This window comes from Saccharopolyspora sp. NPDC045839 (assembly GCF_056431645.1).
Window position 1 is genome coordinate 25,373 of the sequence record NZ_JBWKKH010000037.1, and the last position, 12,739, is coordinate 38,111.

11 protein-coding genes and 1 tRNA gene are annotated in these 12,739 nt (G+C 70.3%); 4 read left to right on the forward strand and 8 right to left on the reverse strand.

The features are described 5' to 3' along the window. Positions 1–72: 72 nt before the first annotated feature. Positions 73–146 (forward strand) — tRNA-Leu (locus tag AC07EQ_RS35755). 859 nt (positions 147–1,005) lie between these two features. Here the strand turns inward: AC07EQ_RS35755 and AC07EQ_RS35760 are convergent. Next, positions 1,006–1,470 carry a MarR family winged helix-turn-helix transcriptional regulator gene (locus tag AC07EQ_RS35760; RefSeq protein WP_478392235.1) on the reverse strand — a complete coding sequence of 155 codons (465 nt, stop codon included), beginning with the start codon at positions 1,468–1,470 and terminating at the stop codon, positions 1,006–1,008. Positions 1,471–1,584: 114 nt separating this feature from the next. On the opposite strand from AC07EQ_RS35760, the gene AC07EQ_RS35765 reads away from it, so the two are divergent. After that, positions 1,585–2,406: an endonuclease/exonuclease/phosphatase family protein gene (locus tag AC07EQ_RS35765; protein WP_478392236.1), complete on the forward strand. Its 822-nt coding sequence runs from the start codon at positions 1,585–1,587 to the stop codon at positions 2,404–2,406. Between the two features lie 18 nt (positions 2,407–2,424). Here the strand turns inward: AC07EQ_RS35765 and AC07EQ_RS35770 are convergent, their stop codons facing one another. Beyond that, entirely contained in the window at positions 2,425–3,579 is a 1,155-nt protein-coding gene (locus AC07EQ_RS35770) for an epoxide hydrolase family protein (protein WP_478392237.1), read from the reverse strand. Positions 3,580–3,760: 181 nt separating this feature from the next. Here AC07EQ_RS35770 and AC07EQ_RS35775 point away from each other — a divergent pair, with 181 nt between their 5' ends. Beyond that, a complete protein-coding gene (locus AC07EQ_RS35775) occupies positions 3,761–4,534 on the forward strand; it encodes a flavin monoamine oxidase family protein (RefSeq protein ID WP_478392238.1) in 774 nt (257 codons plus the stop codon). A gap of 10 nt (positions 4,535–4,544) precedes the next feature. On the opposite strand, the gene AC07EQ_RS35780 is transcribed toward AC07EQ_RS35775, so the two are convergent. Together AC07EQ_RS35780 and AC07EQ_RS35785 are read right to left on the reverse strand one after the other, a co-directional pair. Next, on the reverse strand, positions 4,545–5,714 hold the full coding sequence (locus AC07EQ_RS35780; protein WP_478392239.1) for a PucR family transcriptional regulator: 1,170 nt from the start codon (positions 5,712–5,714) through the stop codon (positions 4,545–4,547). A gap of 123 nt (positions 5,715–5,837) precedes the next feature. Beyond that, positions 5,838–6,788 (reverse strand): TetR/AcrR family transcriptional regulator, encoded by a 951-nt coding sequence (locus tag AC07EQ_RS35785; protein ID WP_478392240.1) that lies wholly within the window; start codon positions 6,786–6,788, stop codon positions 5,838–5,840. A 130-nt stretch (positions 6,789–6,918) separates the two neighbouring features. Here AC07EQ_RS35785 and AC07EQ_RS35790 point away from each other — a divergent pair, with 130 nt between their 5' ends. Continuing rightward, positions 6,919–8,040, forward strand: a complete 1,122-nt coding sequence (locus AC07EQ_RS35790; RefSeq protein WP_478392241.1) for an FAD-dependent monooxygenase — start codon at positions 6,919–6,921, stop codon at positions 8,038–8,040. Positions 8,041–8,216: 176 nt separating this feature from the next. Here the strand turns inward: AC07EQ_RS35790 and AC07EQ_RS35795 are convergent, their stop codons facing one another. The 4 genes from AC07EQ_RS35795 to AC07EQ_RS35810 all read right to left on the reverse strand — a co-directional run bounded on the left by AC07EQ_RS35795 (position 8,217) and on the right by AC07EQ_RS35810 (position 12,436). Next, positions 8,217–9,569 (reverse strand): MFS transporter, encoded by a 1,353-nt coding sequence (locus AC07EQ_RS35795; RefSeq protein ID WP_478392285.1) that lies wholly within the window; start codon positions 9,567–9,569, stop codon positions 8,217–8,219. 191 nt (positions 9,570–9,760) lie between these two features. Next, a complete protein-coding gene (locus AC07EQ_RS35800) occupies positions 9,761–10,648 on the reverse strand; it encodes a LysR family transcriptional regulator (protein ID WP_478392242.1) in 888 nt (295 codons plus the stop codon). 103 nt (positions 10,649–10,751) lie between these two features. Next, positions 10,752–11,519 (reverse strand): CoA-transferase subunit beta, encoded by a 768-nt coding sequence (locus AC07EQ_RS35805; RefSeq protein ID WP_478392243.1) that lies wholly within the window; start codon positions 11,517–11,519, stop codon positions 10,752–10,754. Continuing rightward, positions 11,516–12,436, reverse strand: coding sequence for a CoA transferase subunit A (locus AC07EQ_RS35810; protein WP_478392244.1), 921 nt, complete (start codon positions 12,434–12,436; stop codon positions 11,516–11,518). The genes AC07EQ_RS35805 and AC07EQ_RS35810 overlap by 4 nt, the downstream gene beginning before the upstream one ends. Between the last annotated feature and the right edge of the window lie 303 nt (positions 12,437–12,739).

Sequence of the window (12,739 nt, forward strand, 5' to 3'; positions counted from 1 at the left end):
TGTCGCGCCCGCAACCCCGGTCGGGAACGCGCCTCCCGCCAAGATCACCCCACCCGCTAGGCTGTGCCGTGCGGGGCCGTAGCCCAATTGGCAGAGGCACTAGGTTTAGGTCCTAGCCAGTGAGGGTTCGAGTCCCTCCGGCCCCACGATCCGATTGCCCGGAGTGCGTCTGCGGAGAGCGCAGACCTGCATCGTCTCGTCATTTCATCGCGGGGGCCGAGCCCCCGCGGACCCCCACGGTGCGGTGGCCGCCTTTCGTCTGCTCCCCGCCGTGCCGAGACCGACCGCTCCCCGTCCGCTCGCAGCATGGCCAGGGCCGCGTTCCCGACCAGACCGGCGGTTGCGTCGCAGGTCTGCACCAGTAGCCCGATCCTGGCCGCGGTGGGTTCGTCGGGCACCCCACCGAATGCTTCGACGAGCCGGGCGACCGCCTCGTCGGCAGGTTCTTCCGCACCGGCGCCGGGTTGGTAGGCCTTGGCCACCGCCGCGACGACATCGGCGGGCACCGGAGGCATGCCGAGGGCGGCGACGAGCACGTCGATCGGTACCACACGAGCCACCCGTGCCATGAGATCGAACGGGCCGCCGCCGGTGACCTCCAGCGCAGCGCACGTGCGTTCCGCTGCCAGCCGGCGCAACCCGGCCGGCTCCACCTCGGCCAGCATGCTGGTGGCCTGCCGTCGACGTCGGTCGTGCTCGGCGCCATCGGCGAACCGCGCGACACTCCTCCTCAGCCAACGAATCCCCGAGGCCGGACCACCGCTGGGAACACGTGGCATGGTCAATGCGGGATCGACGAGCGCGGCCGACACCGCGGCGTGGTCGGCGATCCGGGTCTGCGATGACATGCCGGTCACCGTAGGACCGCGTCGTTTCGGTGTGCGCCGAAACGACACCGCACCGTGAGCGCGGACCGACCTGGCACCGCCGAACCCGCCACGCATCGCGGCGCCGGTTCGCGCCCGGCGACCTTCGGTCCACTGTGGCCGGTTCTCCGAAACGGCGTCAGGCGCCGCGATCCGGCTTGGCCGCCTTTTCCCGGTCGCCCCAGCCGATGATCACTTCGAGGCCGCGGAGGAACGTCGCCGTCTCGTCAGGCCCCAGCTCTCGCTCCAGGCGCTCCCGAAGCTGGGCGACCCGTTCCTGTGCCACCTCCCGCTCTTCCCTCCCCCGGTCGGTCAGGTGGACCAGGCGGCCGCGGCCGTCGGCGGGATCGGGTTCGGTGCGGACGTAGCCGGTGCGTTCGAGCCCGGCGACCTGGCGGCTGATCGCCTGCTTCGAGACGCCGGTCATGCGGGCCAGCCGGCCGACCGACCGGGGCTCCTCGCCCAGGTTCCGCAGGACGTTGACGCCTTGCGCCGGGGAGTGGTCCCGGAAACCGTCCTCGCGCAGGCCGTCGGCGATCAGGCCGTACACGACCGCGAACGCCCGGGAGAGGGCTCCGGCCAACGACAACTCGGAGGAAGACACGAGCCGAGTGTAGTCAACTCGTTGACAAGAACCCGAGCCGTCGACCAGCATGACCAATCGTCAACCAGTTGACCACTACTGCCGGAAAGCGAGCGCGACTCCATGGAGCTCCGGGTGCTCACCATCAACGTGCAGAACATCCAGGGCGACCCGCGACGAACCGAGCACATCAACCGCGAGCTGCGGCGCCTCGCCCCGGACCTCGTCGCCTTCCAGGAGGTCGTGCGGACACCCGAGCGCAAGCAGCTCGACGAACTCCTCGCCGGCACGGGCCTGCACGGCACCCACCAGAGCGATGTCATGTCGTACGAACCGCCGTGGATCGACCGCTACGGCGGGAGCGCCGTCGCCACCCGCTGGCCGCACTCCGTGCGCGAGGTCCTCGACATGCGATTGGCCGGGGCAGCCGACGTGCCGTGGTGCACCTTGGCCGTCGCGGTGCCCACGCCCGCGGAGGGAGAGCTCCTCTTCATCGGCACGACCGCCGCGTGGCGCCTCGACGCCGAGCAGGTCCGCGAACAGCAGGCGATCGCCCTCACCGATCTCGACGCCCGGCACCGCCGAGCCCTACCGACGATCATCGCCGGCGACTTCAACGCCGCGCCCGAGGCCGCCAGCATCCGCTACCTCAGCGGCCTGCAGTCCCTCGGCGGGCGAAGCGTCCACTACCACGACGCCTGGGCCGTCGCCGGCACCTCGCCCGGGCACACCTGGACGGTCGACAACCCGAACGCTCGCGACGTCATCGATCTGGCCGTGCGCCAGCCCCACCACCGCCGGCGGATCGACTACGTGTTCATCGGCTCGTGGCACCAGCATCCGGACGCCCACTGCCGCGTGCGTTCGGTCGAGCTCGCCTTCGACAAGCCCACCGAGGGGATTTGGGCGAGCGATCACTACGGCGTCGTCGCCGACCTCGAGATCGGCGCCGGCTGAACCCGCGCCGCGCCGGGTTCAGCGGAGATCGCGGAAGAAGGTCCGGACGTCTTCGACGAGGGCTTCCGGTTCTTCCATCGCGAGGAAGTGGCCGCCCTTCGCCAGATCCGTCCAGTGCACGATGTCGTGGTCCCGCTCCGCCCAGCGGCGGATCGTCACGTCGTGGTTCGAGACCAGCACGCCCGTCGGCACCGTGCCCTTGCCCGCCGGCTCCGCGCTCCAGTCGGCCGCCGAGATCTCCTCGTAGTAGATCTGCGCCGCCGATGTCGCCGTTCCCGTCAGCCAGTACAGCGAGACGTCGGTGAGCATCCGGTCGCGGTCGATGCTCTCCTCCGGCAGACCTTCCGGCGGGTCTGTGAGCTCCTTGAACTTCTCCACGATCCAGGCCAGCTGGCCGACCGGGGAGTCGTGCAGCCCGTAACCGACCGTCTGCGGTCGCTTCGAATTGCACTGCAGGTAGCCGTCGTTGAAGTTCTGCATCGCCTCCCAGCGCCGCTGCTCGACCTCGGTCAGGCCGTCCATCTCGCCGTCGATGCCTGCCGGGAACGCGAGCAGGGCGTTGACGTGGACGCCGATGACGTGGTCCGGGTCGTGCTTGCCCATCGCGGGGCCGACCCACGCGCCCGCGTCGTAGCCCTGCACGCCGTAGCCGTCGTACCCGAGCCGGGCCATCAGCCGCGCCAGCAGCCCGGCCATCCGCGCCACGTCCATCCCGGGCCCGGCCAGCGGCGTGGAGAACCCGAACCCGGGCAGCGACGGGATCACCAGGTGGAAGGCGTCGGCCGGGTCGCCACCGTGCGAGCGGGGATCCGACAGCGGCCCGATGACGTCGAGGAAGTCCACGACCCCGCCCGGCCAGCCGTGCAGCAGGACCAGCGGCGTGGCGTCCGGTTCCGGCGAGCGCACGTGCAAGAAGTGGATGTTCTGCCCGTCGATGGCGGTGACGAACTGCGGGTGCGCGTTGAGTTCCGCCTCGTGGGCGCGCCAGTCGTACTCGGTGCGCCAGTGCTCGACGAGTTCTTTGAGGTAGCCGACCGGAACACCGCGGCTCCACCCGACCCCGGGCAGCTCGTCCGGCCACCGGGTGCCGGCCAGCCTCGCCCGCAGGTCGTCGAGCTGCGCCTGCGGGATTTCGATGCGGAAGGGGCGCACGTCGTGCTGTTCGTTCGTCATGCTCCGGACGCTATAAGCCCCTTAGGACACATGCGGTCCTAAGAAATCGCCCGCACGGCCGCGAGGCGCCTTTGACGAACTTCGGTGATCCACGCCCGGAAGTTTGCGGGATTCGTCGAAGCGGCCGAGACCGCCGCGCACCTAGCGTTTCCGTTGGAACACAACGGTTTCGGGAGGACGAATGAACACATCAGGAGTGACCGCAGTGGATGCTGTCGTCGTCGGTGGCGGGGTTTCCGGCCTCGTCGCGGCGCGACGGCTCGTCGCGGCGGGAGCGGAGGTCGCCGTCCTCGAAGCGCGGCCGCAGGTAGGTGGCCGCACACTCCTGACCCGCGCCGCAGGGGTGACCGTCGATCAGGGCGGGCAATGGCTGGGGACGAACATGGGCCCGTTGCGGGAACTGCTGACCGAACTCGGCATCGGCACGAATTCCAACCCGTCGCTGCGCGATCCCGGCGCCGGCAACATCTGGCACCGCAACGGCCGGCGGAACGTCTACGAGGGAGACCTGCCGCCGACCCCGGAAGGAGCGGTGGTCGAATTGCTGGCTGCCGTCGGTGCGCTCCAGGACGTCGCGGCCGACGTTCCGGGCGAGAACCCGTGGGACTCCGCACGGGTGGTCGAGCTCGACTCGACCACGCTGGAGCATTGGCTGAGCGAGCATGTCACCGACGAGGACGTTCGCTACCTGCTGACGCAGACCTTCACGTTGAACCTGGGTGCGCCGCCCGCGCAGACGTCGCTGCTGTACGCCGCGTGGTTCCTCAACGGCGTGGGCGGGTTCGAGGCGATGGCGTCGTCGGAGGCCGAGCGCGTCACCAGCGGTGCGGGCTCGATCGCGCATGCGCTCGCCGCCGGGCTGCGGGCAGCGAAACCGCGACGCGCTGGCCTGGTTGGATTTCCGGTGCGATCGAGGCGGGAGAACGCGCTGCCGAGGAGGTCGCGGCCGCGCTGAGCCGCTAGGGCTACCAGTCGAACATGCCGAGGACGCGGCCCCAGCGCAGGGCCGTCTCCAGTTCGGCGGCGCGGACGCTCACCGCGCGGCCGAGCTGTTCCTCGCAGGTGTTCAGCCGGTAGGCGACCGTCCGGTCACTGATGCCGAGGTGGATCGCGGCCGAGGACGCGTTGTGCGCGCTTCGCAGGTAGGCGTGGATGGTCGCCCGCAAGGTGTTGTTGCGGGCGCCCTCCCGGGCCAGCGCGCCGAGTTCACGTTCGACGAACCGGCGCGCCGCCTGCTCGTCGCCGAGCGCCACGGCCTCGACGCTGACGTCGTCGTAGTGGCACACGCAGGCACCGAGGCGGGAGGCGACGCCAGCCGCGGCGAGCGCCTGGCGATGCGTGGCCCGGAAACCCTCGGCGCCTGCCTGTGCGTCCCCGACGCCGAACCGCACCTCGTCACCGAGGCCATCGAGTTCGGGCACCTCGTCCGTCGCCAGCCAGGCCCACAGCAGGTCGCCGCCGGCGGCCACGGACAGCGAGCGGACACCGAGCCGCCGGATCAGCCACTGCAGCACCGAATTCGCCCGTGCCCCCGAGGCGACCACCCCGACATGGGTGCGGAGCAGGTCGTAGCCCAGCTCGGCAGCGTCGAAGTGGCTGCCGCCGAGAACGTCGCGGACCATCTGGACCTTGCGTTGCGCCCGGCCGCGCAGGTACTGCTCCCGCTCGCGCTCGAAGACCTCCGCCACGTCGGTCATGACACCGTCGATGTAGGCGAACATGAACCGCGACGCGATGCGTAACGCCTCGGTGCGCAGCGCGGGGTCGGAGCAGACCGACTGTGCGATCCGCAGGCACCGGTCGAAGCAAACCTGCTGGCTGAGCCGGTACATGGCCAGCAGATCCGGCAGCCGGAAGCCCATGCGCGCGGCCGCCCGCGCCTCGTCTAGGGCGTCGGTGGGTACCTCGACCGGCCCGTGCCTGCGGTGCCGGAGTGCGTCCAGCGCCGCGCGGACGTTGCCGGCGGCGCTGCGCCGCATCGGCTCGTCCAGTTCCAGCCGGGCCGGCTCGTCCAGCGTCGGGATGTGTTCGTAGGCCGCCCGCATGATCTCGTCGACGAGTTCGCCGACCACCTCACCGAGGCGGTCGGCGAACTCCTCCAACGACTCTTCCAACCGCGTCGTCCCGACGTCCACCTGGCGATTATCCCGCTCACACGGGAACGAACCGGCCGGGCAGTGCGGTCCTGCGGCGCGCGGCGAAATCCTTCCGTCCACTGAGGATGGACCCGCCCCGGGTCGCCGTGCCCGAGCGGTGGCTCAGCCGAGTTCTCCCGAGCTGCGGATCCGCAGGGCCAGGCCGTCGAGCAGCGAGCGCAGGCCCAGCTCGAACAGGTCGTCCAGGATCAGGTCATAGCCTTCCGCGGACAGCGTGGTGAGCATCCTGGCGAATGTCGGGTAGCGCCCCGTGCCGGTGATCGCCTCCAGGCTCGGCGCCTGGCTGTCCATCCACTCGTCCTCGGACAACCCGGACGCACCGAGTGCCTGCTGCTCCCGTTCGAGGTGGACCGCGATGCCCTGCACGTGACTGACGAGCAGCACGTGCAGGTCGCACATCGCGGCTGCGCCGAGGCCGAGACCGTCCAGTGCAGCGAGCGCGAACTCCGCGTGCACCGCCAGGTTGGGCAGCGGCAGCGGCCGGGTGATCGGGGTCAGCTGGGCCAGCCACGGATGCCGCCGGTACAGCGACCACAGGGTGCGCGCGAAGAGCTCCAGGCGAGCTCGCCAATCGGCCGGCGGCTGGGCCGGGTAGCCGCACTCGCCGAACGCGGCGTCGGCCATCAGCATGACCAGCTGGTTCTTGCCGTCCACATGGCGGTACGGCGACATCGGCGCGACCCCGAGCCGGGCCGCGACGCCGCGCATCGACAGCACGGCCAGTCCCTCGTTGTCAGCGATCTCGATGGCGGCTCGCACGATCCGGCCACGGGTGAGGTCCTCCGGCCGGCCGTGTGGCGCGGACCGGTGGGCGGGCTTGGTCGCCGCCGGACGGCTGGAGCCCTCGACCACGTAGCCCGAGCGGGGCTCAGCGCGGATCAGCCCCTCCTGTCGCAAAGCGGCCAGCGCCTTGGCCGCCGTGGCCGCCGCAACGCCCCACTCCGCGGCAATCCTGCGGGTGGACGGCACCTTCGCGCCGGGGGCCGGCTCGCCTTGCGCGATCCTGCGCCGGAGTTCGGCGGCGATGGCCAGGTACCGCGGTTCCGTCGGCATGCGCACCTCCGATCTGTGCTAGTACAGATGGGCAACTGTACTACGCCAGTTTTGGCTGCTCTGCGGAAGAAATGACACCGTGTGCGGCGTACGCACGGACGCGTACACAGTCAAAGCAGTGGAGAATCCCATGCGGAACGTCCTGATCTCCGGAGCCGGCATCGCCGGCCCGACCCTGGCCTACTGGCTCCAGCGCAAGGGCTTCTCGGTGACCGTGGTGGAGCGAAACCCCGGCCCGCGCAATGGCGGCCAGGCGGTCGACATCCGCGGCGTCGCACTCGACGTGGTGGACCGGATGGGCCTCGGTGAGCCGATGCGGGCCGCACGCACCCGGATGCGCGGAATGTCCATGTTGGACGGTGAGGGCAACGAGCTGTTCCGGTCCGAAGAGCACACGATCAGCAGCGGCAGGTTGGACAACGAGGACGTTGAGCTGCTGCGCGAGGACCTCGTCGCGATGCTGCACGCGGCGACGAGGGACCAGGTCGAGTACGTCTTCGGCGACTCGATCGACGCACTGCAGCAGGACGAGCACGGCGTCCGGGTCGAGTTCGAGCGCGGCGGCTTCCGCACCTTCGACCTCGTCATCGGCGCGGACGGCCTGCACTCCACCGTGCGTCGGCTCGTCTTCGGGCCGGAGCAGCAGTTCAGCACGCATCTCGGCCAGTACCTGGCGATCTTCCCGATGGCCAACGTCCTGGGCCTGGACGACTGGCAGGTGTGGTTCCGGGACGAGACTTCGGGTGCCGGTGGCGGCGTCTACCCGGTGCGCGACAACACCGAGCTGCGGGTCACCCTCGGCTTCATGTCCGAGCCGGTGACCTACGACTACCGGGACATCGAACAGCAGAAGCAGCTCATGGCCGAGCGGCTTGCCGGTCTCGGCTGGGAAGTCCCGAAGCTGCTGTCGGCGATGGCGGAGGCACCGGACTTCTACTTCGACGTGATGTCCCAGATCCGGATGGACCGGTGGACGACCGGCCGGGTGGCGCTGATCGGTGACGCCGGATATTGCGCCTCGGCGCTGTCCGGCCAGGGCACCAGCCTGGCCCTCGTCGGCGCGTACGTGCTCGCCGACGAATTGGGCCGGTCCGGCATCGACCACACCGCCGCCTTCGCCGCCTACGAGCGGCGGATGCGCCCGTTCGTCGCGCTCAACCAGGCCCTGGCGACCGAGAACCCCGACGGCCCTGCACCGGAGGAGTCCCTGAACCGCGCCAAGAACGGCATCTCGCTGGACGTCGACGCGTGAGCACGGCCCGGACCGACCGGTCCTCGTCGCACAGATGCGGTGCGGTTTCAATTGAAACTGGTATCCCCGCGGGGTGATGCCTCGTGCAGAGTGCCCGGTGTTCGTGCGGTTTCAATTGAAACTGCACGAACACCGGGCACTTCGAGCTCAGTCGATCTTCGAGATCGTCGCGCCGGTCAGCAGGCGTCGGCTTCCGCCGACAGGTCGCGGTCCTTCGTCTCCGGGGCCAGCCAGGCTCCGAGGACGCCGATCGCCGCGTAGGCGAGCATGATCACCGCGATCGGCCACCACGCCGGCCCCGCCGCCGCCATCACCCCGGCGGTGAGGATCGGGGCCAGGCCGCCCGACAGGACGGCGCCGACCTCCTTGACCGTCGACATGAACGTGTAGCGGTGCTTGGCGCCGAACATCTCGACCAGCCAAGGGGATTCCACGCCGTAGAGGTTCGGCAACGGCCCGCCCACGAAGACCGCGAACACGATCGCGATGATCACCGGGTTCTCCGTGTGGATCAGCGCCAGGGCCGGCACCGCGAACAGCAGCTGGAACACCGCGAACGCCAGGAAGACCGGCCGGCGGCCGTACCGGTCGCTGAGCTTGCCGAACAGCGGCACCGTCGCGAAACCGATCACCGTCCCGATCATCACGCCGGTCGTCGCGACGCTGCCCGCGAGGCCGAGCGTCGAGGCCGTGTAGCCGACCAGGAAGCCCTTGACCAGGTAGACCGCGCCGTTCTCGGAGACCCGGATGGCCAGCGACAGCAGGAACGGCTTCTTCGCCTTCGCGACGTCCCGCCACACGCCGCCGTGCTTAGCCTCGTGCTTCTGCGCCTCGCGGCGGCGGCGCAGTTCCTCGAACACCGGCGATTCCTTCACCGATGTCCGCAGGTAGAGCGCGACGAACGTGGTGACCAGGCTCAGCAGGAACGGCACCCGCCAGCCCCAGCTCATGAACTGCTCCTCGGGCATCTGCGACAGCGACAACCACAGCACCGTCGCCAGGAAGATGCCGGAGTTGGTGCCCATCGCGACGACCGAGCCGAAGAAACCGCGCTTGTGCTTCGGGGCGGACTCGACCATCAGCAGCGACGCCCCGGCGAGCTCCGCGCCCGCGCCGAAGCCCTGGACCAGGCGCAGCACGGTCAGCAGCAGCGGTGCCCAGACGCCGATCTGCGCGTAGGTCGGCAGCAGGCCGATTCCGGCGGTGGCCAGGCCCATCATCGCCAGGGTGGCGATGAGCACGACCTTGCGCCCGTGCCGGTCACCGACCCGGCCGAAGAACAGCCCGCCCACCGGGCGGATCAGGAAGCCCGAGCCGTAGACGCCGAAGCTCGCGATCAGCGCCACCGCCGGGGACTGCTCGGGGAAGAACAGCGGGCCGAACACCAGCGCCGCCGCCAGGGTGTACAGGGTGAAGTCCATGTACTCCAAGGCGGAACCGAGCCACGAGGACACGGCCGCGCGGCGCAGGTCGGCCGGCGGGACGACGAGCTCGTCGCCGTCCACGCGCGACGCGGCCGGGGGAATCACGGTGCTCAAGAGATGCGCTCCTCCACGCTGAGGAAACCCCGTGCGGCACAGGGGTTCTCCGCCCGCGGGCGGTCGAGGACAGGTCGATGTGACTGCTGCCACTGGAGGAGAAGCCTCGCAGGCGGAGCTTCGTCCCGTCCAATACAAGATTTGTCGCGGACTGATACGCCGCCGGCATCAATTCCGGGCGATCACGGCGTCGGGAGCACCTCCTCGGCGATCCGCAGCACCGCCGCGGCCGCCGGGGAGAGGTGCTCCTGGCTCCACGCGATGGCCTCCTGCGTCCGGTACGGCCGACCGGCCAGCGGCACGAAAACGACGTTGCTGATCACGTCGATCACCGAGGTGACGGTCAGCGTCACCCCGAGCCCGGCGGCGACCATCGCCATGATGGTGCTCGTCTCGGGTCCGTACTGGACGATCCGGGGCGTGAAACCGGCGTCCACGCAGGCGTGCACCATCAGGTCGCGGAGGCTGGACACGCCGCCGGGCGGGTAGGCGATGAACCGCTCCTCGGCCAGCTCGGCGAGCGCCACGGACTCGGCCCCGGCCAACGGGTGGTCGGGCGCCACCGCGAGGATCAGCTGTTCGTCGAACACCACCCGCGTCGAGACGCCCTCGCGGACCGCAGGCAGCCGGACGAAGGCGAGATCGAGGCTGCCGTCGGCGACCAAGTCGAACCCCGCCTGCGAGTACACCTGGCCGACGACGACGAGCTCGATCCCGGGCTTCTCCGCGTTGAGCCGCTTCACCAGGCCCGGCAGGCACGCCAGCGGCCCGACGCCGCCGACGCCGATGCGCACCGTCCCGATCTCGCCGTGCGCCGCCGACGCCGCCACCGCGGCCGCCTCCTCGACTGACTTCAGAACCCTGTGCGCGGCGGGCAGGAACGCCTCGCCGACCGGGGTGAGCGTGACCCGGCGCGTGGTGCGGGACAGCAGCGACGCACCCAGGGACCGCTCCAGCTGGCGGATCTGGCGGCTCAGCGGCGGCTGCGTGGTGTGCAGGCGCTCGGCGGCGCGGCCGAAGTGCAGCTCCTCGGCCACCGCGATGAAGGCCTCGATGTGCCGAAGATCCATGGCTACCTACCTGGTGCGAGTGCGGACCGAGCACCGGTAGTTCTAGCACCGACGAGCCTGCGCCGGGCCTTCGAGCGAGGCCCGGCGCAGGCATCGATGCTGGTCAGCGCAGGTAAATGCGGTTCGGGTCGAGTTCTTCGCGCAGCAGCCGCAGCTCGTCGCCGGACGGCGGCGCGATCTCCGCCAGGTCGTCGGCGACCTTCAGGTCCCAGCCGGTGGCGGCGCGGACCTGCTCGGCGGTCACGCCCGGGTGCACCGCGACCAGTTCGAGCTCGTCGTCGATGCCGTCGCGCGCCATGATCCCCAGGTCGGTGATCACCCGCGTGACGCCCTTGCCGTGCGGCTGCACGCCGCCGCCCGCCTCGCGGGCCCGGCGCGGGCTGGGCGAGGTGCAGAAGTCCAGCTCCTCGACGAACGTGCGCGCGGTGTGCCTGCGCATCACGACGAAGATCTCCCCGGCGTTGGCCATCACCTCGATCGCGCCGCCGGAACCGGGCAGCCGCGCCTTCGGTTTCGCCCAGTCCCCGATGAGTGACGAGTTGAGGCCGCCGTACCGGTCGATCTGCGCGGCGCCGAGGAATCCGACGTCGATCCGCTGTCCTTGCAGGATGTAGCTGAACAGCTGCGGCATCCCCAGCACGCACTCGGCGCCGGTGACGAGCATCGAGTCGGCGATGCTCTGCGGCAGATCCACCGGGTGCGCGCCGGTCACGCCCGACTCGTAGACGATCTCGATCTCCGGCGACACCGTGCGCTGGGCCAGCGAGACCGCCAGGGTCGGCAGGCCGTGCCCGGCGAAGACCACGCGGCGGCGGGCCAGCTCGCGTGCCGCGGTCACCGCGAGGAGTTCGCTGCTGGTGGTGTCGGTCATCGCCGCCTCCCGTAATCGACCGGCGTCGACAGCTGCTCGTCGATCTCCAGCCGGTCCCAGTAGTCCTCGCCGAGGCTGTCGATGAACCCGGCGTGGTCCTCGGTGCCGCGGATGTGCCGGTCGATCCAAGCCCGCAGCGCGGCCGCGTCGCGGGCCCGTTCCGACCACTCCCGCTGAAACCGGTCGTCGCGGTCGTAATAGCCCTGCACCGGCGCCGGGTGCGCGCCGCGCGGGCACACCACCACGGCGTCGACCACGTGCGACGGCACGATGGTGCGGTTGGGGTCGGAGCGGACCACGTCGTCGTCGACGACCTCTTCGACCGTCACGATCACCGCCCCGCCGGCGAACGCCACTTCCTGCTGGACTCCGAGCATGCCCCAGGCCTGCACGTTCCCGGCCCGGTCGGCGCGCTGCGCGTGGATGATCGAGACGTCCGGGTTCAGCGCGGGCACCACGTGGATCTCGCCGCCGCCGTAGGGATCGGTGACGCTCTTGATCAGCGGGTTCAGCGCGACCAGGTCGCTGCCGGTGTAGGAGCGGATCGGCGCGAACGGCAGCTTGGCCGCGCCGGCGGCGTAGCGGGCGACCATGCCGCCGTGGCTGTACTCCTCGAACTCCAGCGGCGCCGGATCGTGGTGCTCGATGCGCCGCCGCAGCTCGTGCAGCGACCCGGCGGAGCTGTTGCCGACGAACGACGAGATCAGCTTGGTCACGCACCCGGCCGCGAGCAGCTGGTCCACGAGCGTGTCGCCGGTCATCCGCGCCAGGGTCAGGCCGGTGACGCCCTGCCGGATGATCTCGTGCGCTGCGGCGGCCGGGACCAGGTGGCCGAAGCCCTCCAACGCCACCGTCTGCCCGTCGCGGACGTGCCGGGCTATCGCCTCGGCAAGGCTCAGTGTCTTGTCGGTCGGCACGTTCGCCCCTCCGTTGCAGCTGGCCGAATCACGTTGCGAGCCTTGCACATTCGCGCGCGCCCGGACCAATACCGATTCGGTGGGGAATAGATGCCCAACCGGCATCAACGAGCGCGGTCAGGGCGTGATGGCCGGGGAGGCGAGGACCTCGCCGGCCTGCGTCACCTCGGTGCTCGGCCAGCCGGGCCCGGGGGGGGGGTTTTTTTTTTTTTTCCCCCCCAAACCCCCCCCCCCCCCCCCCCCCCTAAAAAAAGGGGGTTTTTGTTGGTTCTTTCCCCCCACGGACACTTTTTTTTTTTTTTT

Excerpts from the sequence above, each read along its gene's own strand:
- AC07EQ_RS35770 (WP_478392237.1), bottom strand. The coding sequence starts at position 3,579 with ATGACGAACGAACAGCACGACGTGCGCCCCTTCCGCATCGAAATCCCG.
- AC07EQ_RS35775 (WP_478392238.1), top strand. The coding sequence starts at position 3,761 with ATGAACACATCAGGAGTGACCGCAGTGGATGCTGTCGTCGTCGGTGGC.
- AC07EQ_RS35785 (WP_478392240.1), bottom strand. The coding sequence starts at position 6,788 with ATGCCGACGGAACCGCGGTACCTGGCCATCGCCGCCGAACTCCGGCGC.
- AC07EQ_RS35790 (WP_478392241.1), top strand. The coding sequence starts at position 6,919 with ATGCGGAACGTCCTGATCTCCGGAGCCGGCATCGCCGGCCCGACCCTG.
- AC07EQ_RS35800 (WP_478392242.1), bottom strand. The coding sequence starts at position 10,648 with ATGGATCTTCGGCACATCGAGGCCTTCATCGCGGTGGCCGAGGAGCTG.
- AC07EQ_RS35805 (WP_478392243.1), bottom strand. The coding sequence starts at position 11,519 with ATGACCGACACCACCAGCAGCGAACTCCTCGCGGTGACCGCGGCACGC.